At 67.4% G+C, this 22,884-nt stretch carries 19 protein-coding genes and 4 tRNA genes; 19 read left to right on the top strand and 4 right to left on the bottom strand.

What is annotated here, in order from left to right; all coding sequences use genetic code 11:
* The first annotated feature begins 380 nt into the window (after positions 1–380).
* From N825_RS26720 to N825_RS26705, 4 genes are all read left to right on the top strand, one after another.
* Positions 381–455, top strand: a tRNA-Gly gene (locus N825_RS26720).
* Between the two features lie 119 nt (positions 456–574).
* A tRNA-Ala gene (locus N825_RS26715) sits at positions 575–650 on the top strand.
* 36 nt (positions 651–686) lie between these two features.
* Positions 687–772 (top strand) — tRNA-Tyr (locus tag N825_RS26710).
* A gap of 341 nt (positions 773–1,113) precedes the next feature.
* Positions 1,114–2,682 (top strand): ribonuclease J, encoded by a 1,569-nt coding sequence (locus N825_RS26705; RefSeq protein ID WP_245613239.1) that lies wholly within the window; start codon positions 1,114–1,116, stop codon positions 2,680–2,682.
* Positions 2,683–2,819: 137 nt separating this feature from the next.
* Here N825_RS26705 and N825_RS26700 read toward each other — a convergent pair.
* A tRNA-Ala gene (locus N825_RS26700) sits at positions 2,820–2,895 on the bottom strand.
* A gap of 171 nt (positions 2,896–3,066) precedes the next feature.
* On the bottom strand, positions 3,067–3,462 hold the full coding sequence (locus tag N825_RS26695; RefSeq protein ID WP_037458753.1) for a TIGR02300 family protein: 396 nt from the start codon (positions 3,460–3,462) through the stop codon (positions 3,067–3,069).
* A gap of 196 nt (positions 3,463–3,658) precedes the next feature.
* Here N825_RS26695 and aroA point away from each other — a divergent pair, with 196 nt between their 5' ends.
* The 3 genes from aroA (at position 3,659) to rpsA (ending at position 7,573) form a co-directional block, all read left to right on the top strand.
* On the top strand, positions 3,659–4,993 hold the full coding sequence (aroA, locus tag N825_RS26690; RefSeq protein ID WP_037458751.1) for a 3-phosphoshikimate 1-carboxyvinyltransferase: 1,335 nt from the start codon (positions 3,659–3,661) through the stop codon (positions 4,991–4,993).
* 26 nt (positions 4,994–5,019) lie between these two features.
* Positions 5,020–5,709, top strand: a complete 690-nt coding sequence (gene cmk, locus N825_RS26685; protein WP_037458749.1) for a (d)CMP kinase — start codon at positions 5,020–5,022, stop codon at positions 5,707–5,709.
* A gap of 139 nt (positions 5,710–5,848) precedes the next feature.
* The gene (rpsA, locus tag N825_RS26680) at positions 5,849–7,573 is read left to right on the top strand and encodes a 30S ribosomal protein S1 (RefSeq protein WP_051513192.1); all 1,725 of its coding nucleotides are present in this window, start codon (positions 5,849–5,851) and stop codon (positions 7,571–7,573) included.
* Between the two features lie 116 nt (positions 7,574–7,689).
* On the opposite strand, the gene N825_RS26675 is transcribed toward rpsA, so the two are convergent.
* The gene (locus N825_RS26675) at positions 7,690–8,307 is read right to left on the bottom strand and encodes a glutathione S-transferase family protein (protein ID WP_037458744.1); all 618 of its coding nucleotides are present in this window, start codon (positions 8,305–8,307) and stop codon (positions 7,690–7,692) included.
* 213 nt (positions 8,308–8,520) lie between these two features.
* Between N825_RS26675 and N825_RS26670 the strand changes: the two genes are divergently transcribed.
* Together N825_RS26670 and N825_RS26665 are read left to right on the top strand one after the other, a co-directional pair.
* Positions 8,521–9,309, top strand: coding sequence for an SDR family NAD(P)-dependent oxidoreductase (locus N825_RS26670; RefSeq protein ID WP_037458742.1), 789 nt, complete (start codon positions 8,521–8,523; stop codon positions 9,307–9,309).
* A gap of 33 nt (positions 9,310–9,342) precedes the next feature.
* Positions 9,343–10,410 (top strand): 2,3-butanediol dehydrogenase, encoded by a 1,068-nt coding sequence (locus tag N825_RS26665; RefSeq protein WP_037458740.1) that lies wholly within the window; start codon positions 9,343–9,345, stop codon positions 10,408–10,410.
* A gap of 33 nt (positions 10,411–10,443) precedes the next feature.
* Here the strand turns inward: N825_RS26665 and N825_RS36970 are convergent, their stop codons facing one another.
* Positions 10,444–14,712: an autotransporter domain-containing protein gene (locus N825_RS36970; protein WP_051513189.1), complete on the bottom strand. Its 4,269-nt coding sequence runs from the start codon at positions 14,710–14,712 to the stop codon at positions 10,444–10,446.
* A 372-nt stretch (positions 14,713–15,084) separates the two neighbouring features.
* On the opposite strand from N825_RS36970, the gene ihfB reads away from it, so the two are divergent.
* The 10 genes from ihfB to N825_RS26610 all read left to right on the top strand — a co-directional run bounded on the left by ihfB (position 15,085) and on the right by N825_RS26610 (position 22,880).
* Positions 15,085–15,366, top strand: coding sequence for an integration host factor subunit beta (gene ihfB / locus N825_RS26655; protein ID WP_037458738.1), 282 nt, complete (start codon positions 15,085–15,087; stop codon positions 15,364–15,366).
* 102 nt (positions 15,367–15,468) lie between these two features.
* Positions 15,469–15,882, top strand: a complete 414-nt coding sequence (locus N825_RS26650; protein ID WP_051513186.1) for a lipopolysaccharide assembly protein LapA domain-containing protein — start codon at positions 15,469–15,471, stop codon at positions 15,880–15,882.
* Positions 15,883–15,929: 47 nt separating this feature from the next.
* Positions 15,930–16,865, top strand: a complete 936-nt coding sequence (lhpI, locus tag N825_RS26645) for a bifunctional Delta(1)-pyrroline-2-carboxylate/Delta(1)-piperideine-2-carboxylate reductase (RefSeq protein ID WP_037458736.1) — start codon at positions 15,930–15,932, stop codon at positions 16,863–16,865.
* Positions 16,866–16,906: 41 nt separating this feature from the next.
* Positions 16,907–18,082: an NAD(P)/FAD-dependent oxidoreductase gene (locus tag N825_RS26640; RefSeq protein ID WP_063833936.1), complete on the top strand. Its 1,176-nt coding sequence runs from the start codon at positions 16,907–16,909 to the stop codon at positions 18,080–18,082.
* Complete coding sequence (pyrF, locus tag N825_RS26635; protein WP_037458735.1) at positions 18,079–18,813, top strand: orotidine-5'-phosphate decarboxylase; 735 nt, start codon at positions 18,079–18,081, stop codon at positions 18,811–18,813. Before N825_RS26640 ends, pyrF begins: the two co-directional genes overlap by 4 nt.
* Positions 18,814–18,855: 42 nt before the next feature.
* Positions 18,856–19,497 (top strand): phosphoribosylanthranilate isomerase, encoded by a 642-nt coding sequence (locus tag N825_RS26630; protein ID WP_037458733.1) that lies wholly within the window; start codon positions 18,856–18,858, stop codon positions 19,495–19,497.
* An 11-nt stretch (positions 19,498–19,508) separates the two neighbouring features.
* Positions 19,509–19,775 carry an acylphosphatase gene (locus N825_RS26625; RefSeq protein ID WP_037458793.1) on the top strand — a complete coding sequence of 89 codons (267 nt, stop codon included), beginning with the start codon at positions 19,509–19,511 and terminating at the stop codon, positions 19,773–19,775.
* Between the two features lie 339 nt (positions 19,776–20,114).
* Positions 20,115–21,182 (top strand): substrate-binding domain-containing protein, encoded by a 1,068-nt coding sequence (locus N825_RS26620; protein ID WP_037458731.1) that lies wholly within the window; start codon positions 20,115–20,117, stop codon positions 21,180–21,182.
* Positions 21,183–21,192: 10 nt separating this feature from the next.
* The gene (locus N825_RS26615; protein WP_037458729.1) at positions 21,193–22,095 is read left to right on the top strand and encodes an ABC transporter permease; all 903 of its coding nucleotides are present in this window, start codon (positions 21,193–21,195) and stop codon (positions 22,093–22,095) included.
* Positions 22,092–22,880, top strand: a complete 789-nt coding sequence (locus N825_RS26610) for an ABC transporter ATP-binding protein (protein ID WP_037458727.1) — start codon at positions 22,092–22,094, stop codon at positions 22,878–22,880. Before N825_RS26615 ends, N825_RS26610 begins: the two co-directional genes overlap by 4 nt.
* The last annotated feature ends 4 nt before the right edge of the window (positions 22,881–22,884 follow it).

Genomic DNA, 22,884 nt, shown 5'->3' with positions numbered 1-22,884 from the left:
TCAAGACGTGGGAGAGTAGGTCGCCGCCAGGTCCGCCAGCCGCGTGTCGCGCGCGCGAAGCCCGAGAGGGTTGGTTATCGAACGACGTGGTTGAAAAGTTTACCTTTCACCACATGTATTCCGGTAGAATGGTGCTGGCGCCTCTGGTTTGGGAGTCGCCATCAGGATACCCGGATCCACGGTTTCTCCATCAAAGGAACTGAAAGCGCGGGGACCCCAGGAGGGAACGAAGCTTCGACGGGTTGGTCGAAGTGGGACCGAGTGGGGGCCGGGAACAGGAATGCCCGGCTGGAAGGCGCCCGGCTGGGCGCGCCGATCACATCGGCAGGCATGGCCTCTTCCACATCGCATTTTTCCAGTCTCCTTTGATCACGAGTTTCGCGGGCGTAGCTCAGGGGTAGAGCACAACCTTGCCAAGGTTGGGGTCGAGGGTTCGAATCCCTTCGCCCGCTCCATCGTTCTTCCATAGGGTCCAAGGACCGGCCGCCGCTTTGGTGCAGGCGCCGGGGTAGGGCAGGGGAACGGTTGGCGGAATACGACTAGACGGCACACACGAGACAATCACCAGAGATACGGGGCCATAGCTCAGCTGGGAGAGCGCTACAATGGCATTGTAGAGGTCAGCGGTTCGATCCCGCTTGGCTCCACCAAATCACCACCCCTCGAGGGTTGAGACAGTTCCATCCGGAGGGGTGGCCGAGTGGTTAAAGGCAGCAGACTGTAAATCTGCCCGCGATAGCGTACGCTGGTTCGAATCCAGCCCCCTCCACCATGATTCGATATCAAGATAGGCTTGGAGCTTATCAGCGCACCCGGTTCCTCGGATCGCATCGCTTCGCGGTGCCGTTCGCGGCGGCCGGGTTTTTCGTTTTTCCGTTTCGCTTTAGCGCATTCGGCGCCTAGCGCGCCATTTCGTCAGAACGGTTCCATCCAAACGCCGATGGCGGATCATTTATCCGGCTATCTGCGATGTTTTCGAGAAATTCAGTGGGCGCGTCACGTGATGCGTCGTTTTAAACCGGTCCGGACCATTTCGGCGGGGCTTCGCCCCCCACTTCTGGACGCAAGCAAGAAAGATCAAGCTGTATGAGAAGTTCAAGGGATCGCCGCCGCTTGCGGACATCCACCCTTTCCGTTCGGAGCGCCCAGGATCTCGGTGTCGGCGAGCCTCTGGTCTCGACCGCGCCGATCGCGCCGGCCAGGGCCGCCGCGACCAAAAAGCCCCGTGCTCCCGCATCCACCACCCCGGTCCGCGGCCCCGTGCCCGGCGCCGACGAGATTATCTTCCTCCCCCTCGGCGGCTGCAACCGCATCGGCATGAACATGACCCTGTACGGTCACGCCGGCAAATGGCTGATCGTCGACGCCGGCGTCGCGTTCGGTGGCGACGACATGCCCGAGGTCCAGTCCTTCATGGTCGACCCCGCCTTCATCGAGGAGCGGATGAACGATGTCGTGGGCTTGGTCGTGACCCATGCCCACGAGGACCATATCGGCGCCATCCATCACCTGTGGCCGCGCCTGACCTGCCCGATCTACGCGACCCCCTTCGCCACGCATCTGATCCGGGAACGGTTGAAGGAGGCGGGCGCCGCCCGTTCGGTCCAGGTCAACACGATGCCGATCGGCGGCCGGATCAAGATCGGTCCGTTTGACATCGAGACGATCGCGGTGACCCACTCCATTCCGGAGCCGGTCTCGCTGGCGATCCGAACCAAGGCCGGCAATCTGCTGCACACCGGCGACTGGAAGTTCGACCCGGAGCCACTGGTCGGTCAGGCGACCGATTTCGCCGCCCTGAAGCGTCTGGGCGACGAGGGCGTGCTCGCCATGGTGTGCGACAGCACGAACGCCGAGGTCGAGGGCACCACCGGCTCGGAAGGGCAGGCGAGGGCCGGGCTGATCGAGGCGTTCCGCAACCGGAAGGGCGCCATCGCGGTGACCTGCTTCGCCAGCAACGTCGCCCGCATGAAGGCCGTGGCGATGGCCGCCGCCGCCAACGACCGCAAGGTCGTGCTGGCCGGCCGGTCGCTGCTGCGGATGGAGAAGGCCGCCCGCGCCTGCGGTTACCTGGATGGTCTGCCGCCCTTCCTCAGCCTGTCGGAAGCCTCGTCGGTTCCGCGCCGCAACCTGGTCCTGATCTGCACCGGCAGCCAGGGCGAGGAGCGGTCCGCGCTCAGCAAGATCGCCCGCGCCGAGCACCGGTCGCTGGCGCTCCAGCGCGGCGACACCGTGATCTTCTCCGCCCGGACCATTCCCGGCAATGAACCCGCGATCGAAGCGATCTACGAGTTGCTGAAGACGATGGGTGTCACGATCGTGACGCCGTCCGACGCTCCGGTCCATGTCTCCGGCCACCCGGCCCGCGGTGACCTGACCCGCATGTACGAGTTGGTCCGCCCGCGCTTCGCGGTACCGGTCCATGGCGAGATCCATCACCTAGAGGCCCATGCCCGGCTCGCCCGCGGCTGCGGTGTCGAGCGGGCGCTGGTTCCGGAGGATGGCGACATCATCCGGCTGGCCGACACCAACACCGCCGTGGTCGGACACATCGAGCCGGACCGGCTGGTCAACGATGGCCAGTTCCTGCTTCCCTGGGCCGGCTCGGTCGAGGCGACCTTCGGCATCCGGGCGGAACAGCGCGCAGAGCGCCGGTCCACCAACTCCGCCTTCGCCGCCTGACCTTCACCGGGTGGCGATCCAACACAGCCGCGGCTGATCAAATCAAGCCGCGGCTGTGTCGCCGCATCGCCGGCATCGGCAAAGACGACCAAAACAAAAAGGCCTCCGCCGAACGATCGGCGGAGGCCTTTTTGTTTTGGTGGAGCCAAGCGGGATCGAACCGCTGACCTCTACAATGCCATTGTAGCGCTCTCCCAGCTGAGCTATGGCCCCAATCTTTATTATTCCGGTGCGTCGCCTCGTCTGGGATCTGGGTGACCCGGCTTCGCGGTGCCGGGGACTATCCTCAAACCGGACCCCTCATTCAAGCGAAAAATTCACCGCCGCTCCGATTTCTTGGTCCGATTTCCTTCAGGGGGGAGAACAGGGGGTCTGGAGCGCCGATCAGCGCTCCTCGTCCTCGCCCTCGACATCGACGACCTCGCCCATGTCGTCCTCGTCACCCAGTTCGGAGGCATCCTCCAGCAGGACATCGTCGTCCTCCTCCTCCTGGACCGGCTCCTCGGCATCCTCGTCCAGATCGTCGACCGCGACCTCGTCCGCCTCCTCCAACTCGCCTTCCCCGGCCTCCACCGTCTCCTCCTCGTCGTCCGTCTCGACGGGGGCCTTCTTGACCACCTCCTCGACGGGGGCGGGGCGGGCGCGGCGCGACTTCAGCAGCGCCTCGGGGTCGAAGGTCGTGCCGCAGCTGGGGCAAACCGGCGGTTCTTTACGGAGGTCGTAATAGCGCGCTCCGCAATTGGGGCAGATGCGTTTGGTTCCCCACTCAGGTTTCGCCACGCCTATTCCTCCGGTCTCATCACGGTAACTATTGATCAAAGCACGCCCGTCTGCCACGCCGCCGCACTGATGTCAAAATCTAATTGACGCCGTCGGCCGTAGGGTCGACCCCGCGCCGCCACCCCTTACCCCTGGCGCCCATCCATGCTAGGAACCTCCGCACTTTCCAACGCCGTCAGCCAAAGGATGCACCGGCATGACGCCCAGGCCGCTCCAGTCCCGCCAAACCGGCTCCCTGTCGGGCACCGTCCGAGTCCCCGGCGACAAGTCGATCTCCCACCGCGCGCTGATGTTCGGGGCGCTGGCGATCGGCGAGACAGTCATCCATGGCCTGCTGACCGGCGAGGACGTGCTGAACACGGCGGCGGCCATGCGGGCCCTGGGCGCCACCATCACGCGCGACGACCACGGCGTCTGGCGCGTGCGCGGCGTCGGCGTCGGCGGGCTGGTCGAGGCGTCCCAGGTGCTCGATATGGGCAATAGCGGCACGGCGGCCCGCCTGATGATGGGCTTGGTCGCGACCCACCCGATCACGACCTTCTTCACCGGCGACGCCAGCCTGACCAAGCGCCCGATGGCGCGGGTCACCACCCCGCTGGAACAGATGGGCGCCAGCTTCGTCAGCCGGTCCGGCGGACGCCTGCCGCTGGTGATCATCGGCACCGAGAACCCGGTGCCGATCACCTACCGCCTGCCGGTCGCCTCCGCCCAGGTCAAGTCGGCCATCCTGCTGGCCGGCCTCAACACGCCGGGCGTCACCACCGTGATCGAGGCCGAGCCGACGCGCGACCACTCTGAACTGATGCTCGCCCATTTCGGCGCCACGGTCAAAACCGAGCGGATCGAGGGCGGCGCCCTGGCGGTGTCGGTGACCGGCGAGCCGGAGATCACGGGCAAGACGGTCAACGTCCCGGCCGATCCCAGCTCCGCCGCCTTCCTGACCGTCGCGGCCCTGATCCGCCCCGGCTCCGACGTCACCCTGACCGATGTCGGCATGAACCCGCGCCGCACCGGCCTCTATGACACCCTGATCGAGATGGGCGCCGACATCACTTTCCTGAACCGGCGCGAGCAGGCGGGCGAACCGGTCGCCGACCTCCGCGTCCGCTCCAGCGAGCTGACCGGCGTCACTGTGCCCCCGGAGCGGGCACCCTCCATGATCGACGAATACCCGATCCTGTCCGTGGCGGCCGCCTGCGCCAACGGAACCACCCGGATGCTCGGGCTGGCCGAGTTGCGGGTCAAGGAGAGCGACCGGCTCGCCATGGTCGCCGACGGGCTCGCCGCCTGCGGCGTCGCGGTCGAGGCGGGGCCGGACAGCCTGACTGTGCATGGCGCCGGCGTGCCGCCCGGAGGGGCCACCGTCGCCACCGCCATGGACCACCGCATCGCCATGAGCTTCCTGGTGCTCGGCATGGCGTCGTCCCAGCCGGTCGCGGTCGACGACTCGGAGTTCATCGAGACCAGCTTCCCCGGTTTCGTCGAGTTGATGAACGAACTGGGAGCCCGCATCTCGGCTCCCGAGGCATGAATTCCAGGAATGAGTTGAGGTCAGGCATGCCTGAAGGCGCCCCCAAGGCCCTCGTGGTCGCGATCGACGGACCGGCGGCCAGCGGCAAGGGCACGCTGGCCCGCCGGCTGGCGGATCGCCTGGGTTTCGCCCATCTGGACACCGGTTCGCTTTACCGCGCCGTCGGTCTGGCGGTGATCCGCGGCGGCGGCGATCCGGGGGACGCCGCCGCCGCGACCGCCGCCGCCCGGGCGCTCCATCCGGAAACCACGCCGCGCGTGCTGGCCGATCCGGCGTTGCGCGGCGACGAGATCGCCGCCGCCGCGTCCAAGGTCGCGGTGGTCCCGGCCGTCCGCGAGGCCCTGCTGGCGTTCCAGCGCGATTTCGCGTCGAACCCTCCCGGTGGTGCCCGGGGCGCCGTGCTGGATGGCAGGGACATCGGCACCATCGTGTGCCCCGGCGCCGACGCCAAGCTGTTCGTCACCGCCTCGGTCGAGGCGCGCGCCGAACGGCGTTTGAAAGAGTTGCGGGATCGCGGCATCACCGTTATATATGCAGCCGTCCTGGAGGACATGAGGGAACGAGATGCGCGCGACAGCCAGAGAGCGGTGGCCCCGCTCAAGCCGGCTGCCGACGCATTTTTGCTTGATACCTCGTCATTGAACGCCGATCAGGCGCTCGACGCGGCGATATCCTTCATAAGCTCCAAAACCGGCCTCTCCGATCATTGTGCGTAGGCCCGCTGCCGAGCCAGCCATCCAGGAACAGTAAAACAAGTCGCCGGGCATGAGGTCCGGCGCGGCGGTCCCCATTCCGTTTCAACCATCGGATGCCGACGGTTCGGGGGCGGCTATATGATCAACCTTAGGAGTTTCAATGGCACAAGCAGCAGCTAGATCCGAGAGCTTTGGCGGCATGGAGAGCTTCGCCGCGTTGCTCGAGGAGACGCTCGGCACCAGCGACAGCCTGGAAGGTACCGTCGTCAAAGGCCGTGTCATCTCGATCGAAAACGACAATGTGCTTATCGACGTCGGGCTGAAGTCGGAAGGCCGCGTCGCCCTGAAGGAGTTCGGCGGCCCCGGTGGCAATGTCGAGCTGAAGGCTGGCGACACGGTCGAAGTCTACCTCGAGCGGATGGAAGACAAGAACGGCGAAGCCGTCCTGTCCCGCGAGAAGGCCAAGCGCGAAGAAGCCTGGACGCTGCTGGAGAAGTCCTTCAACGATCAGTCCCGCGTCACCGGCGTGATCTTCGGGCGTGTCAAGGGCGGCTTCACGGTTGACCTCTCCGGCGCCGTGGCGTTCCTGCCGGGCAGCCAGGTGGACATCCGTCCGGTCCGCGACATTTCCCCGCTGCTGGGCACCCCCCAGCCGTTCCAGATCCTCAAGATGGACCGCTCGCGCGGCAACATCGTGGTGTCCCGCCGCGCCGTGCTCGAAGAGAGCCGCGCCGAGGCCCGGTCGGAGCTTGTCGCCAACCTCAAGGAAGGCCAGGTTCTCCAGGGCGTCGTCAAGAACATCACCGATTACGGCGCGTTCGTCGATCTGGGCGGCGTCGATGGCCTGCTGCACGTCACCGACATCGCGTGGCGCCGCATCAACCATCCGTCGGAAGCCCTGCAGATCGGCCAGACCGTCACGGTCCAGGTCATCCGCTTCAACCCGGAAACCCAGCGTATCAGCCTCGGCATGAAGCAGCTAGAAGCCGATCCCTGGGAAGGCGTCGAGGCGAAGTACCCGGTCGGGGCCAAGTTCAAGGGCCGCGTCACCAACATCACCGACTACGGCGCCTTCGTGGAGCTGGAGCCGGGGATCGAGGGTCTGGTGCACGTCTCCGAGATGTCCTGGACCAAGAAGAACGTCCACCCCGGCAAGATCGTCTCGACCTCCCAGGAAGTCGAGGTCATGGTGCTGGACGTGGATCCGCAGAAGCGCCGCATCAGCCTGGGCCTCAAGCAGTGCCTGGACAACCCGTGGGAGTCGTTCGTCGACAAGTTCCCGTCGGGCACCGAGCTGGAAGGCGAAGTCAAGAACATCACCGAGTTCGGCCTGTTCGTCGGCTTGCCCGGCGATATCGACGGCATGGTCCACATGTCCGATATCGACTGGAACAAGTCGGGCGAGGAAGCCATCGCCGAGTTCAAGAAGGGCGATCAGGTCAAGGTCAAGGTTCTCGACGTCGACGTCGAGAAGGAGCGCATCAGCCTCGGCATCAAGCAGCTGTCCTCGGATCCGTTCGAGAGCGCGGCCGCTGGCATGAAGAAGGGTGACGTCGTCACCACGACCGTCACCGCCATCACCGATGGCGGCATCGAGGTTGCGGTCGCCGACGGGTTCTCCGGCTTCATCCGCAAGTCCGACCTGTCGCGTGAGCGTTCCGAGCAGCGTCCCGATCGTTTCGCCATCGGCGAGAAGGTCGACGCCAAGGTCACCCAGGTCGATCGCGGCGGCCGCCGCATCAGCCTGTCGATCAAGGCGAAGGAAGTCGAGGAAGAGAAGCAGGCCATGCAGGAGTTCGGTTCGTCCGACTCCGGCGCTAGCCTGGGCGACATCCTGGGTGCGGCCCTGCGCCGTGCCCAGAGCAAGGAGCAGAGCGAGGATTGATCTCCTTCGCTGTGAGCTGAGCTGAAAGCCGGAAAGGCCGCCGCGAGCAATCGCGGCGGCCTTTCTTCTTTGTGATGAGCGGCAAACTTGAATGTCGAAATCGCCGCCGCTCGAAGTCAGCGGTATCCCTCCTCCCGCAAGACGCGGTGGACGGCGGGCCGGGCGCGCATCCGCTGGTAATGGGCGAGGCAGTGGGGCGGCAGCGGGATGCCGGTCTTGTCGGCCCAGAACTCGACGTAGAACAGCGCCGCGTCGGCGATCGAGAAGGCGGGGCCGGTGACGTAGTCCTTGCCGTCCAGCACCTTGTCCATCAGCCCCAGACCCTTGAGCACGATCTCGGTGCCGCGCGCCTTGACGGCGGCGTGGGATGACTCATCCGGAGCGAAGGTGTCGGTCGTGAACAGGCGGGCGAAGCCCTGCATGTGGATGGTGCCGACCACGTAATCCATCACCTCCATCACGCGGGCGTCGCCATTCGGATCGCCGGGCAGCAGCTTGGCGCGGGGATTGACGCGGGCCAGCCAATACGCGATGGCCTGGAACTCGGTCAGCGTCGTGCCGTCGTCGCGCAACAGGGTCGGGATGGTCGATTTCGGGTTCAATGCCACATAGTCGGGCTTGAACTGGTCTCCAGCCGGCAGGTTGATGATGGCCGCCTCGAACGGGTTGTCGATCTCCTCCAACAGGATGTGGATGCCGGTCGAACACGAACCGGGCGTCATGTAGAGCCTCATGGATCACTCCCGCCGCCTTGGGGAAATTGGAGCGGAACGGTAGCACGCGGGGCGATGCCACAGCCGTCGCACAGTGTCGCGGAGCCTGTCGCGTCCGCCGCGCCGCCGCCAGCGAATGCTTCCGCGAAAAGTGGCCCCGATCAAGGACATGCGGGATTCTTCCAGCGCTGGCGCGGCTTTTGCTGTCCGGGTGTGGCTGAAGGAGGAAAAGCCATGCCAACCAACATCCAAGAAAAGAGCATCATCGTCACGGGTGCCGGTCGCGGGATCGGGGCCGAGATCGCGCGCGGGCTCGCCGCCGACGGCGCCCGCGTGACCATCGCCGACCTGTCGGGCGACAACGCCGGCGCCGTCGCGGCGTCGATCCGGGACGGCGGCGGCAAGGCCATCGCGGTGGCGGTCGATGTCCGCGACAGGGCCAGTGTGCGCGCCATGATCGAGGAGACGGTGCGCGCCCATGGCCGGCTGGACGTGATCTTCAACAACGCCGGCGTCGCCCAGACCAAGCCGTTCCTGGAGATCACCGAGGAGGACTGGCGCTTCGTCACCGATGTCAACGCCCTGGGCGTGCTGATCGGGATGCAGGAGTCGATCCGCCAGATGCTGTCCCAGGGGGGCGGCGGCAAGATCGTCAACACCGCGTCGATCGCCGGTAAGCAGGGCTATGAGCCGCTGGCCCATTACTCGGCCAGCAAGTTCGCGGTCGTGGCGCTGACCCAAGCCGCCGCCCGCGCCTTCGGCAAGGAGCGGATCACCGCCAACGCGATCTGCCCCGGCGTGGTGGCGACCGACATGTGGAAGGTGATCGACGGCGGGTTCAAGGAACACGGGCTGACCAGCCGCGACAACGAGGCGTTCGACAATTTCGCTGGCATCGCGGTGCTCGGCCGCGCCTCGGCTCCGGCCGATCTGGTTGGCGTGGCCCGGTTCCTGGCGTCGTCGGACAGCGATTTCATGACCGGGCAATCGCTGATGGTCGATGGCGGCATGGTGTTCGTCTGATCAACCAAGAATAAGAACGGGAGGAGAAAGCTCATGAAATCCGTCCGATTCCACGCCGCGCGCGATGTCCGGGTCGACAGTGTCGCGGCCCCGCCGGATCGTCCGGCACCGGGACAGGTGCTGGTCCGGAACCGCTTCTGCGGCATCTGCGGCACCGATCTGCACGAGTATGTCGCCGGCCCCATCTTCATTCCGCGCGAACCGCATCCCTATACCGGAGCCAGTGGCCCGCAGATCCTCGGCCATGAGTTCGGCGGCACGGTGGTGGCGGTCGGCGACGGCGTGACGATCGTCAAGCCGGGCGACCGGGTCTCGATCCAACCGCTGATAGCGCCGCGTGACGACCATTTCGGCCGGCGCGGTCTGTACCAGCTGAGCGACCAGCTGGGACTGGTCGGCCTCAGCTGGGCGTGGGGCGGCATGGCGGAATACTCCGTGCTGAACGACTACAACGTCTTCCGCATGCCCGACGCGGTGAGCGACGAGCAGTCGGCCCTGATCGAGCCGGCGGCGGTGGCGGTCTACGCGATCGACCGGAGCGGGTTGCGCGCCGGCGAGAGCGCTCTGATCACCGGAGCCGGCCCGATCGGCGCGCTGACCATGCTGGCCGCCCGCGCCGCCGGGGCCAGCAAGATCTTCATCTCCGACACCAACGACAACCGGCTGCGGATGATGCGGGACATCCTGCCGGATTGCATAACCATCAACCCCGGCACCGAGAACCTGGTCGAGGCTGTCCGCGACCGGACCGAGGGGCAAGTCGGCGCCGACGTGGCGCTGGAATGCGTCGGCCACGGCGGCGCGCTGGCCGATTGCGTCAACGCCGTCCGCCGCCAGGGCACCGTCGTGCAGGTCGGATTGCACGTGAAGCCCGCCACCGTCGATGGCTTCGCGATCACCTTCAAGGATATCGACCTGCGCGGCTCCTGGACCTATCCGACGCAGAGCTGGCCGCGCGTGGCGTCGATGGTCGAGGCCGGCATCTTCCCGGTCGAGAAGGTCGTGACCAAGCGGATCGCGCTGGATGACGTGGTGTCCCAGGGGTTCGAGGCGCTGCTCGACCCGGCGGCCAGCCAGCTGAAGATCCTGATCGACATCTGAGGCCGTCATGGTCGGCGGAGCGGCGGGCCCGCGCTACGGCAAGCGGTAGCGCAGGCCCGCCGACACCGTCTGTGCCGTGGCGGCGTCGCGCAGTTCGACTTCGTAGCCGGCGAAGGCGTCAAGGCGGTTTTCCAGGTGGGCGACCACCCTGGTGGACAGCACGGCGGCGTCGCGGCCGGCCTTGGCGCCCGCCACCGTGAACGGAACCCCGGCCAGTGCCGCCCGGCCATCGGCGGCCCGGTCCAGGAAATCGTGGTCCCAGCGGACCCCGAACTCCGGCTCCACCACCATGCAGTCCAGATCGAAGCGCTTGGACGCTCGGATGCCGAGGCCGGTCCGGAGGGTGTCCAGATCCATGGCGCCGACGGCCAGCCCGAGGGAGCCGGCGCCGGATTCGGAAAACCCGTCGCGGGCGATCCGGTCATACCGGACGGAAACCGCGGGCTCCACGATGGCGCCCTGCATCCGCCAAGTGTGGCCGACGGCCAAGGCGGTGCCGAAGCCATGACCGCGGCTCGACCCGGCGGCGGTTCGGTCCAGGCCGCCGAACCGGATCGGTCGGCGGCTGTCGTAATCGGAGAACGAGTAGCTCAGCGAGCCATCGGCGAAGAAATCCCCGGCGGAGTAGGATCCGTAGGCGCCGATCGCGTAGCTGTCGATGTCGGTGCGGCCGCCGTTCCCGCCGCCGCCACCGGGCGAGCGCGCGTCCACGTCGGTCCGGAAGTAGCCGAAGGCGACACCCAGGTCGAAGTCGGGTGTCACCCCATGGTCCATGCCGAGCGTGAAGCCGCCGGCCGTGGACTTGAAGCCGGCGGCGTTGCCGTCGTCGTCCCGATCGGCGAACCGGGCCACGGCGAGACCCCAGACGTTCGGCGTCGTTGGGTCGGTCGAGGTTTCGCCCTGCGGCGATTCTCCTTCGGATGGGGGCTGGGATGGAGTGGTGGCGCCGGCGGACCCGGCGTCGGTGGCTCCCAGCGAGAAGGAGGTCAAGTGGCCGATCGCCGCGCCGGCCGCGCCACGCCGGACGGCGGTCGCCCGGTTGCCCAGCACGTCGCCGAACAGGCGGTTGGTGCCGAGCGCCGCCGAAACCGCTTCGGCGTGCCCGGCCCCGGCGAGTTGATCGAGCGCTCTGGGGATCGCCGCGGCGGGGGTGGGATAAAGCGCGTCGAACAGGGCGTCGCGATCGGTGCCGCTCCGCGTTCCCGCCGCCGGGCGCAGGGCGTCGACGGCGCTGGCCGCCCCGCGCTGGTTGGCCGTCAGCCCGTCCAGCGCCGCGTAGGACTCGGGCGTGACCGCCAGGATCAGGCTGTTCGTCCCGTGGGCCAGGTCGAACCGGGTGCCGGCCGGCAGGCCAGTCGCCGGCTGGGTCAGGCCGGAGAAGCCGCCCAGGATGCCGCCGGCGGCGTCGACGATGGTGAAGCTCTGGCCCAGGGCGGGGGTGTAGGCGGATGCCTCGGCTTCGGCGAAACCGCGGGTGACCGGAATGAGCGTCCCGGATGCCGTGAAGGTGCCGGGGGCTCCGGTCACCACGATCCGATCGTGGAAGCCGTCGCCGGTGCCTGCGGTGGGGCCATCGACCTCGATCCGGAGCGCCGCCCCGTCTCCCATGTTGACGACCGAACCGTCGACGGTCAGCACTCCCGGCGAGGCGCCGGGCGAGAGCGTTCCCGTGTTGACCACCAACCCGGAGATGGTGCCGCCGCCGCCGAGGGTGCCGCCGTTCCAAAGGGGCGACAGCGCCCGGAGCCGGGAATTGGCGACCAGCGTCGCGTCGGGCTGGTTGACGACCGTTCCGAAGGTCTGCGTGCCGGAGTCCAGGGTCAGCGCCGCCGTGCCGCCCTCGCTCGATCCGATCACCAGGGAGCCTCCGCCGGCGATGTCGCCGCCGACGCTGTTGGCGGTTCCGAGGAACATGGCCGTGTCGTCGGCGCCAAGGCCGGTGAGACTGGAGGCGAGGGACTGGCCATTGAAGATGACCGTATCGGGCTGGCTGGTCAGCACCGCGTCGGTTCCCAGGCCGAGCCGGAGGGCCGTGCCGAGAGTGGTGGCGCTGAGGACCAGCCCGCGCAATCGGTCGGGATCGGCCACCTCGACCGACGAGAAGCCGCCGGTGATCCCGCCGGTCGCTGTGATCACGTCGTGGGACGTTCCGGCGAGATAAGGGCCCGGCTGGGGCAGGACCCGCAGGGTGCCGCCGTTCAACGCCACCGAGTTGGCTACCGCGAGACGGTCGGAACCGGCGGGGGCGATCCGCACCGCCAGGGCCGAACCGCTCTCGAACGTCACCGGACCGGTGGCGGACAGGGTGCCGAGGGTGGCTGTGGAGGTGGCGCCGGGGGTGCCTGGGGCGACGGTGCCGCTGACGGACACGGCGCCGACGGTCCCGGTTCCCGTCAGCGTGGCGCCCCGCGCGACCGTCGCCGCGCTGCCGGCGAGGCTGCCGGTGACGTTCAGGACACCCTCGGCGATGGCGGTGGACCCCGTCAGGCCGTTGAAGCCCGACAGGGTCAAGGTGCCGGCACCGCGCTTCGTCAGGGTGCCGGCGCCGGTCAGCGCGTCGCTGAAATCGAGCGTGTCCGAGCGGTCGAACACGACATCCTGGCCCAAACCGGGGAGCAGGGCGGCGGAGTACCAGGCGATCCCTTCATAGGCGTAGCCATTTGTCGAGAAGCCTTCCGTCAGCCCCGGCGAATAGAAGTGGTCGCCGAGCGTGGCCGAGTGGAAGCGGTAGATCGGCTGGGCTCCCACCGCCGGCTGGCCGATCGCGGTGAAGACGGCGCCCTGATCGACGTATCCGCTGCCGGCTTGCCGCAGGCGGGAGATTTCCGCGGCGTCGGCCGTGTAGATGTGGTCGGTCTCGGTGGTCGATTGGAATTCCTGGACGCCGACCAGGGCGGCGTGGTTCGGCTCGTTCGAAAAGGGGACGCCCCGCTCGACGTAACTTTGCGCGATCAGGGACAGGGCCCGCTTGGTGCTTGACGTGTAGACCGTGTCCGCCGTGCCGGGATTGTGCAGCCGGAACACCACGGGCAGGCCGTCGGCGACGTCGTAGGCGCCCACCGTCTGGGCGGCGTGGCTGACCGTGGCCTGATCGTCCAGCCTGACGTCGATGGCGATCGTCTGCGGCAGGGAGGGCTTGGTGTAGATGGTTCCCGGCGTCGGGGTCGTGCCGGGCCCGCCGGGAGTGTGGATGTCGCTGTAGCCGGCGACGGCCGCCGTCGGAAGCGCCACGGTGGCGAGCCTGCGGATCGCGGCCTCGTCACCGCTCAGGATGATGTCGATGTAGTTGTCGTGGTCTTCCCGGTAATAGGGACCGTAGACGCTGGTGGTGCCATTGGCCGCCGCCCCCAGTTCGGCGAGGCCCAGCACCTTCAGCGATCCGATGCCGGGGCCGAGGTCGTAGCTCACGCCGTCGCGGTCGACGGTCACCGTCTTGCCGTCGGCGTTGGTGGCCTCCAGCCGGAAGTATCGGGAGAACTCGGTCGGCAGCATGTTGCTCACCCCGTCCGGCGAGAACCCGCCGGAGGTCAGCAGGCGCAGCCGATATGTGGCTTGGCCCGGATAGAGCGAGGCGCCGTCGTTCCGCGTGTCGCCGGCGAGGGAGGCCGGCGCGAAATCGCCGACCGACGAGAACCGGGTCAGCCGGGCGCCGATCATGGCCGGGCCGGCCACATAGGGATTGCCACTCCGCGCCGTCAGGCCGACGGCGGATTGGGGACCGTTCGGGCCGATCACCTTCAGCGGCGTGGCGTCCGCGACGATCTCGACCGAGACCGGATAGATCGCCCCCGGCGTTCCCGGTGTCAGTCGGTTGCCGAATTGCCCGAACACGACGATCACGTTCCGCTCGTTGAGGTCGTAATTCGGATTGAGGGCGGCCGCCAAAGGCGTCACCACCTGACCGGTGTTGAGCCGGATGGCGATGTCGGTGGGCGAGACGGTGCTCGGCAGCAGCGGCCAGCTGAACACGACGGGCAGGGCGTCGGCCTGGACGACCGGCGTTCCGTACCCGCCCGCCACGAGGCCGGCGACGGGAACGGCGGAGGTGAGATTGCGCAGCGGAGGCGTCGGGGTGAGCTTGGCGAGGTCGCCATTGACGCCCGCTCCCGCCGCGATGGCCCGGTTGAGATCGGCCGCGGTGGTCAAGCCGGGGATGCCGATGATGCCCTCGAACCCGAAATCGGCGGACAGGATCTTCGCCGTCGCCGACCACAAATCGGCGTTGATGACGACATCGCGCCGCAGTTCGACATAGGCCGGGGACTGCTGGGGCGGTACATCCATCTGTGGCGTCATGTCCATGGGTAATTCCCTGAAGGATGGGGCGGCGCCCGGTTCGAAATGTGGACGGCTGGATATCGAAGTATTTGAATACAAATAGATTATAATTTTATATCTATTAAGATGAGGTTTCGGCTTGTTGGATCGATGTCTCGCGCAGCCCGGTTGGGACGCGATGGCATGGCGGCCGGTGATCGGGACGGGCTGCGGGACGGGGGGCGCGGATCCGTCTTGGCGGTCGAGCCCGCCGGCAAATTGGTCTCGGACAAAACTGTTGTATCAGAGTAACTTACCTTGACGCTCCCGGTTCCGGCATGGCACCGTGGACGTTGCGTGAGGAGAGAGATCCCGCGTCAAAGGGAACATTCGCGCAACCAGGGAGAGTCGGAGCCCATGACGAAGTCCGAACTGATTCTTCGATTGTCGGAACAGAATCCGCATCTCTACCAGCGCGACATCGAGAAGATCGTCACCACCATCTTCGATGAGATATCGGAGGCGCTGGCGCGCGGCGACCGGGTCGAGCTGCGCGGCTTTGGCGCCTTCTCGGTCAAGAAGCGCGACGCGCGCGTTGGGCGTAACCCGCGCACCGGCGCCAGCGTCCACGTGACGCAGAAGTTTATTCCCTTCTTCAAGACCGGCAAGCAGTTGCGCGAACGTCTGAACACGGAGTAAGGGTCACGGGTGAGGATGGCGCCGCCAGCGGCCCGTCATCAAGGGATGCGTCATCGCAAGGGATGCGCCCATCAAGAAAAGCCGTTCAGCTAGAAGCCGAGGATGCCCGTGCGTTACCTGTCCTGGATCATCACAATTCCGATCGCCCTGGTCATCGTGTCCTTCGCCGTGTCCAACCGCGACGCGGTCGAACTGGCCTTGTGGCCGCTGCCGTTCTCCATCACCGTGCCGATCTATGTCGCGGTGCTGACCACGCTGGTCCTCGGCTTCCTCGCCGGCGGCTTCGTCGCCTGGAGCGCCGACCGCAAGCACCGCGTCGCCGCCCGCGTGCGTGGCCGCAAGGCGCAGCAGCTGGAGCGCGATCTGGCCCGCGAGCGCGAGCAGCGCACCGTGGCCGAGCGCCGCGTCGCCGAGGCAGCCCAGACGCTGGCCGCCGCCAACACGCCGATGCTGGACAACGACGCCGCGCGGCGGGCTCCGCTGGCGCAGATCGGGACGACCGCCCAGGCGCGGTAGTCCAGGCCGCTCGTCGATAGGTTCATTTTACGGATGCGGGCTGGCCGATGAGGATTATCAGTGCCGCCGAGGTGGAAGCGGCGCTTGAGTTCGGGCCGCTGATCGAACGGCTTCGGAAGATGTTCCGCTCGGGCTGCGAGGCTCCGGTGCGGCATCACCACACGATCCCGACCTTCGACCAGCACGCGGCGACGCTGCTGGTGATGCCGGCGTGGCAGGTCGGCCGCTATATCGGCGTCAAGCTGGTCACCGTGTTTCCCGACAATGGGACGCGGTCGCTGCCGTCGATCATGGGGGCCTATCTGCTGCTGAGCGGCAAGACGGGCGCTCCCCTGGCGATGCTCGACGGACCGGCGCTGACGGTCAAGCGGACCGCCGCGGCCTCGGCCTTGGCGGCCTCATATCTGGCGCGGAGCGACGCCAGCCGGCTGCTGATGGTCGGGACGGGCGCGCTGGCGCCCCATCTGATCCTGGCGCACGCCTGCGTCCGGCCGATCCGCGAGGTGCTGATCTGGGGCCGTGACGGCGCCAAGGCGGACCGGCTCGCCAAGGTGCTGAACCGGCGCGGCCTGAAGGTCGCCTCGACCCGCGACCTTGAGGGGGCGGTGCGCGGCGCCGACATCGTGTCCTGCGCCCCCCTGTCGCGCGAGCCGCTGATCAAGGGCGAGTGGCTGGCGGAGGGCGTCCACGTCGATCTGGTCGGCGGCTTCACGCCCGAGATGAGGGAAGCCGACGACGAGGTGATCGCCCGCGCCCGGATCTTCGTCGACACGCGCGACGGCGCCACCAAGGAGGCCGGCGACATCACCCAGCCGCTGGCGGCGGGGCTGATGACCGAGGAGGACATCGCCGGCGACCTGTTCGATTTGACGCGGGGCGACCGCGCGGGCCGGCGTTTCTACAACCAGATCACCCTGTTCAAGTCGGTCGGGACGGCGCTGGAGGACTTGGCCGCGGCGCAATACGCGGTCGAGGTGACGTGAGTTCGCCGCGTCGGGACGGGGTTGAGGGGAAGTCTCCAATCATGGGCATGCGCGTCGCCGTCGTCGGAGCCGGCATCATGGGGCTGTCGACCGCCTGGGCTTTGGCCCGGCGCGGTCATCAGGTCAGCGTCTACGATCAATACGCGGTTCCCAACCCGCTCGGCTCGTCGGTCGACCAGCACCGACTGATCCGCCACGCCTATGGCGCCGAGGCTGGCTACACCGCCATGGTGGATCAGGCGTACCAAGCGTGGGATCGGCTGTGGGCCGACTTGGGCGAGACGCTGTATGTGCCGACCGGCACCCTGTGCGTCGGCTCGATCGAGGACACCGGCTGGCTCCATGACAGCGCCGCGACGCTTGCCGAGCGGGGGCGGGCGGTGCGCTGGCTGTCGGGGCCGGATTTGGCGGCGGAGTTTCCGCTGATCGCGTCCGACGGTGTGCGTGAGGCGTTCCACCTGGACAGCGGCGGCGTGCTGCTGGCCGGGCGGATCATCGAGCTGATGGCGCACCACCTGCCGGGGCGCGGCGTGACGATCCACCCCCACATGGCTGTCGAGGATGTCGATCCGGAGCGGGGCACACTGCGGCTGGCCGACCGCTCGACGGTGGAGGCCGACGCCGTTGTGATCGCGGCGGGGCCATGGGTGCGGCGGCTGGCCCCCTCGGTCGCCGCCCGCGTCACACCATCGCGGCAGGTGCTGACATATCTGACCATACCCGACGCGCTGCGGGACGCCTGGGCGCGGCATCCCATGGTGCTGGACATCGACCCCGACTGCGGATTCTATTTGGTGCCGCCGGTGGCGGGAACGGGCATGAAGATCGGCGACCATCGTTTCACCCTGACCGGGGATCCGGACCAGGACCGCGACGCGGAACTCGAGGAGGCGGAGCGGATCTGGGCCTTTGGCCGCGCGCGGCTGGCGGAACCGGAGCGTTATTCGATCGCCAGCGCCGCCACCTGCTTTTATACCTGCGAGAAGGACGAGCGTTTCGTCGTGGAGCCGGTGGGCAAGCGCGCCTGGGTGATGACCGGCTTCTCCGGCCATGGCTTCAAGTTTGGCGCCGTACTGGGCGAGGCGATGGCGGCGGCCTTGGAAAACCCCGGCCTGGGACCGACATTGACGTCATGGGCCGCGGGAGCCTCGCCGGATGGCGAGGCCGATTTATTGGACAAAACCTTATTCGACCGTTCCTCATTGGAGTCGCCATGACATTCGACGCATCGATTGGTTCCGCCGCCCAGCGCGTTTTCGTGTCGATCGACACGCCCGAGATCGAGGCCGCGCGCGGGTTGGCCGAGCGGCTGGCCGGCATCGTGGGCGGCGTCAAGCTGGGGCTGGAATTCTTCGTGGGGCAGGGTCCCGCCGGCATCCGGGCGGTCATGGGCGGCATGGCGGCCGAGGTCCGGCCGCCGCTGTTCCTGGATCTGAAGCTGCACGATATTCCCAACACGGTCGCGGCGGCGGTGCGGGCGATGCTGCCGCTCCAGCCGGCTTTCCTGACGATCCACACCAGTGGTGGGCCGGCGATGATGCGCGCGGCGGTGGAGGCGGCGTCGATGACCGACCTGCCTAGGCCCCGGCTGCTGGGTGTCACGGTGCTGACCAGCCTGGACGACGACGACCTGGTGTCGGTCGGTCAGGGCGTTTCCGTGCTGGACCAGGCGCGGCGGCTGGCGGAGCTGGCGCAGTCCTGCGGCTTGGACGGCATCATCTGCTCTCCCGCCGAGGTCGCGGCCCTGCGGGCGGATCGCGGGCCCGACTTCGTGCTGATGGTTCCTGGGATTCGGCCGACGGGGGCGCCGGTTGGCGACCAGAAGCGGGTGATGACCCCGCGCGATGCCGTGGACCAGGGGGCCGATTTCCTGGTGATCGGGCGGCCGATCACCCAGGCGGCCGATCCGGCGGCGGCGGCCCGGGCGATCGTGAAGGAACTTCTGTGACGGTGAATTCGTCCGTGACGGTGATTTGGTGAGGGAGTGGCTATGACCGTTCAGGTCAAGATCTGCGGCGTCGGCCATCCGGGCGCGGTCCAGGCCGCCGTCAAAGGCGGTGCCCGTTACATCGGGCTGGTGTTCTACGACCGCTCGCCCCGGCACGTGGCCCCTCCGCTGGCGGCGGAACTGGCGCGGATGGTGCCGACCGGCGTCAGGACGGTCGGCCTGTTCGTCGATCCCTCGAACGAATACCTGGAGCACGTGGTCAGCCAAGTCCCGCTGGACCTGATCCAGCTTCACGGCGACGAGTCGCCGGCCCGCGTGGCGGAGATCAAGGCTGCCTTTTCCATGCCGGTGATGAAGGCGATCAAGGTGTCGTCGGTCGCCGATCTGGACGTGGTGGACGCCTATGCCGAGGTGGCCGACCGGCTGCTGTTCGACGCCAAGCCGCCGGCCAAGGTCTCGGCCCTGCCGGGCGGCAACGGCATCGCCTTCGACTGGACCATCCTGACCGGGCGGACCTGGTCGAAGCCGTGGATGCTGTCGGGCGGCCTGACGATCGCCAATGTCGCCGAGGCCATCGCGATCAGCGGCGCCCAATCGATCGATGTGAGTTCGGGGGTGGAGGACCGGCCGGGGCACAAGGACCCGGACCTGATCCTGGATTTCCTGCGGGCGGCGGGGCGGTGATGACCGGCGACGTGAGAGCGGTTTCCGTCATCATCTCGGGCCGGGTGCAGGGCGTCTGGTACCGCGCCTGGACGGTGGAGCGGGCGCGCTTGCTTGGGCTGGTGGGCTGGGTGCGCAATCTGGAGGACGGCACGGTCGAAGCGCTGTTCGCCGGTCCGGCGGATCAAGTGGACGCCATGATCGAAGCGTGCCGGGAAGGACCGAAGCACGCCCGCGTCACTGACGTGGTGGTCCAGCCGGCCGAGCATCCGGACGCGGACGGGTTCGAGCAACGCTAGATTTTTGGGCTCCCGCCGCGCCGGTTCCTGCATCGATATGGTGCAGGTGGCTCTTATCAGGGCATTCGATGCGTTCCGGGGCGGCGGTCAGGGTGAATTCCGCCGTCGTTAACCAGTTTTTAACTTTGGCACGGGTTTTGCGACGTCAGATCCACTAGCGCAGAGCGATCCACGCTCTTTTGGGTTGGCGTGCCCATTGTATGGATTCCGTGCAATGGCCAGTGCGATCGAACACACGTCGTTTGAGCGCAACCCCGCTCCTCCCGAGGGTCCTCTCGAGGGGTTGGGACATGACTTCGCGCGGGTTCCATGCGGTCTATCAAACGACTGGAGTGGACCATGTGCGATCGTGATGGCACCTTCTACCAACAGTTCTCACGCCGAAACTTCCTGAAGACCTCCGCCGTCGGCACCTTGGGCGCCGCGGCCACCGTGGCGATCCCCGCCCACATGGCGGCGCTGCTGGCGCCGACGGCGGCCCACGCCGCGACCACGGTCAAGGCGACCCATGGCTCGGGCTTCTGCAACATGGGCATCTTCCTCGCCAAGGAGCGGGAACTGACCAAGGCGGATGGCGTCGAGCTGGAATTCGTCGTGACGCCGTCCAACACCGAGATCACCACGATGTTCGGGGCCGGGCTGGTCGACATCTCGATGATCCCGTACTCCAACTTCATGACCCTGTACGACGCGGGCGCTCCCGTGCGGATCGTCGCCGGCGGCGGTGTCCAAGGCTGCATCATCGTGGCGAAGGAAGGCATCAAGTCGGCGGCGGACCTGAGGGGCAAGACGTTCGGCACCTTCCAGGCCGACACGTTGGAGGTTCTGCCGTTCGACTATCTGAAGAAGGCCGGCATGACCTTCCAGGATGTCGACATCCGCTACCTCAACACCTCGCCGGAACTGGCCCAGGCCTTCATCGCCGGCGCCGTCGACGCCATCTGCCACATCGAGCCCTACGCCTCGCAATGCGTGATGGGACGGCCAGGCGCCACGGTCCTGTCCGATGGCACCGACCTGTACGGCAAGGGCTATTCGGATTGCGTGCTGGCCGCCCGCATCCCCCTGCTGGAGAGCAACCCGGCGGCGGTCAAGTCGGTGATCAAGGCGCTGATGATGGCCCAATCGCAGGCCGAGTCCGACAAGCAGGCGGCGCTGAACGACACCGTCGGCAGCTATTACAAGACGACCATGGAAGCGGCGATCGACGCGTCCACCAAGCAGCCGATCGTCGTCGACCAGCGTGACCAGCAGCAGTTCATCATCGATCGCGGCAAGTCGATGCAGGAGCTTGGCTATATCCGCAAGCTGCCCGACGCCGGCGCCTTCGACTGGAGCCTGCTGAACCAGGTGATCGCCGAGAACGGCACGCTCTACAGCTCCCTGCATCTGAAGTCCGCCGCCTGAGTTTTTTGACATGAGCATCAGCACGAAATCGGTCGCGACCTTGTTTGGCGGGGCGGGAGTGGGACGCCTCCCGTCCGGCTCGCCCAAGCTGCGCCGGCACCTGGTCGGCATCGGCTGGGGAATGGCCTCCATCGGGTTGTTCACGGCGATCTGGGAGATCCTGTGGGCGATCGGCTGGGCCAATCCGCTGCTCCTGCCGCCGCCGCACCTGTTCCTCCAGGACATTCCGGGCACGCTGGGGTACTTCAGCCAGAAGAACATCGTCGGCGCCAAGGCGGCGGGCAACGGCGTGACGGGCCTGCTGCTGACGATCCTGTGGACCACCAGCCGGGTCGTGCTGGGGCTGGCGCTTGGTTTCGTGCTGGGCGTTGCGGTCGGGGCGATGGTCCACTACGTCAGGATGGTCCGCAACCTGCTGCTGCCGACCATCCTGCTGCTGGCGCCGATCTCGCCGGTGGCGTGGCTTCCGGTGGCGATCTTCGTGTTCGGCATCGGCGACGTGCCGGCGATCTTCCTGGTGTTCATCACGGTCTTCTTCGCGATCGTGCTGTCCACCGTGGCGCAGTTGGAAAGCGTGCCGAGGAACTACCTGCACGTCGCCCGCATCATGGGGGCGACCGAGGCGCAGACCTTCTGGCGCGTGACCCTGCCGGCCATCCTGCCGAGCCTGTTCATGACGCTGCGCCTGAACCTGTTCGCCGCCTGGATGGTCGTGCTGATCGCCGAGGCGGTGGGCGTCGGCTCGGGGTTGGGGCAGATCACCAGCATGGCGCGGGCGACCTTCAACGCCAAGCTGGTCTTCTTCACCATGGCGATCATCGGCGTGCTGGGCTTCCTGTTCGACTGGGGCCTGCGCTACATCCAGGGCCGCATGCTGTGGTGGGTGGCGCCCGGCCAGGGAGGCTCGAAATGACCCGCCCAGCGGTATCGATAAAGAACGTCGCCAAGACCTGGACGCCGGAGGGCCGTCCTCCCGTCCACGCGCTGCGGAACCTCAGCCTGGATGTCATGCCGGGCGAGTTCGTGGTGCTGCTGGGGCCGTCGGGCTGCGGCAAGTCCACGCTGCTCTACATGATCGCGGGGCTGGAGGGGACCTCCGGCGGCGTGATCGAGCAGGACGGCGCGTTCGTGACCGAACCCTCGGCGGAGCGCGGCCTGATCTTCCAGGAGGCCTCGCTGTTCCCCTGGCTGACCATCCTGGACAACGTGGCCTTCGGTCTGTCGGTGCGGGGCGTTCCGGTTGCGGAACGGCGCGCGGTGGCGGCCGACATGCTGCGGAAGGTCGGGCTGGGCGACATGATGGAGAAGAAGCCGGACGAGCTGTCCGGCGGCATGCGCCAGCGGGCGGCTTGTGCCCGGGCGCTGGCGATGCGGCCCAAGGTGCTGATGATGGACGAGCCCTTCGCGGCGCTGGATGTCCAGACCCGGTCCAAGATGCAGGACTTCCTGCTCCAGATCTGGCGGGACAGCGGCGCCTCGGTGATCCTGGTCACCCACTCGATCGACGAGGCGATCGCCTTGGCCGACCGGGTGGTGGTGTTCACATCAAGGCCGGGACAGGTCAAGACCATCGTGCCGATCGACTTGCCGCGCCCCCGGCCCAGCCGCGACCCCCGCTATCACGAGTATCGCGACATGTTCACCGAACTGCTGGCGGACGAGGTCGATCGCGCCTTCGCCGAGCAGGAAGTGGTCTAGGACC

The organism is Skermanella stibiiresistens SB22 (assembly GCF_000576635.1).
In the GTDB taxonomy this organism is placed as follows: domain Bacteria; phylum Pseudomonadota; class Alphaproteobacteria; order Azospirillales; family Azospirillaceae; genus Skermanella; species Skermanella stibiiresistens.
This window is presented reverse-complemented; position numbering and strand designations above follow the sequence as displayed.

What these genes read in the sequence shown, in the direction of transcription:
- aroA (WP_037458751.1), top strand. Translation starts at nt 3,659, where the DNA reads ATGACGCCCAGGCCGCTCCAGTCCCGCCAAACCGGCTCCCTGTCGGGC.
- cmk (WP_037458749.1), top strand. Translation starts at nt 5,020, where the DNA reads ATGCCTGAAGGCGCCCCCAAGGCCCTCGTGGTCGCGATCGACGGACCG.
- rpsA (WP_051513192.1), top strand. Translation starts at nt 5,849, where the DNA reads ATGGCACAAGCAGCAGCTAGATCCGAGAGCTTTGGCGGCATGGAGAGC.
- N825_RS26675 (WP_037458744.1), bottom strand. Translation starts at nt 8,307, where the DNA reads ATGAGGCTCTACATGACGCCCGGTTCGTGTTCGACCGGCATCCACATC.
- N825_RS26670 (WP_037458742.1), top strand. Translation starts at nt 8,521, where the DNA reads ATGCCAACCAACATCCAAGAAAAGAGCATCATCGTCACGGGTGCCGGT.
- N825_RS26665 (WP_037458740.1), top strand. Translation starts at nt 9,343, where the DNA reads ATGAAATCCGTCCGATTCCACGCCGCGCGCGATGTCCGGGTCGACAGT.
- N825_RS36970 (WP_051513189.1), bottom strand. Translation starts at nt 14,712, where the DNA reads ATGGACATGACGCCACAGATGGATGTACCGCCCCAGCAGTCCCCGGCC.
- ihfB (WP_037458738.1), top strand. Translation starts at nt 15,085, where the DNA reads ATGACGAAGTCCGAACTGATTCTTCGATTGTCGGAACAGAATCCGCAT.
- N825_RS26650 (WP_051513186.1), top strand. Translation starts at nt 15,469, where the DNA reads ATGCCCGTGCGTTACCTGTCCTGGATCATCACAATTCCGATCGCCCTG.
- lhpI (WP_037458736.1), top strand. Translation starts at nt 15,930, where the DNA reads ATGAGGATTATCAGTGCCGCCGAGGTGGAAGCGGCGCTTGAGTTCGGG.
- N825_RS26640 (WP_063833936.1), top strand. Translation starts at nt 16,907, where the DNA reads ATGGGCATGCGCGTCGCCGTCGTCGGAGCCGGCATCATGGGGCTGTCG.
- pyrF (WP_037458735.1), top strand. Translation starts at nt 18,079, where the DNA reads ATGACATTCGACGCATCGATTGGTTCCGCCGCCCAGCGCGTTTTCGTG.
- N825_RS26630 (WP_037458733.1), top strand. Translation starts at nt 18,856, where the DNA reads ATGACCGTTCAGGTCAAGATCTGCGGCGTCGGCCATCCGGGCGCGGTC.
- N825_RS26620 (WP_037458731.1), top strand. Translation starts at nt 20,115, where the DNA reads ATGTGCGATCGTGATGGCACCTTCTACCAACAGTTCTCACGCCGAAAC.
- N825_RS26615 (WP_037458729.1), top strand. Translation starts at nt 21,193, where the DNA reads ATGAGCATCAGCACGAAATCGGTCGCGACCTTGTTTGGCGGGGCGGGA.
- N825_RS26610 (WP_037458727.1), top strand. Translation starts at nt 22,092, where the DNA reads ATGACCCGCCCAGCGGTATCGATAAAGAACGTCGCCAAGACCTGGACG.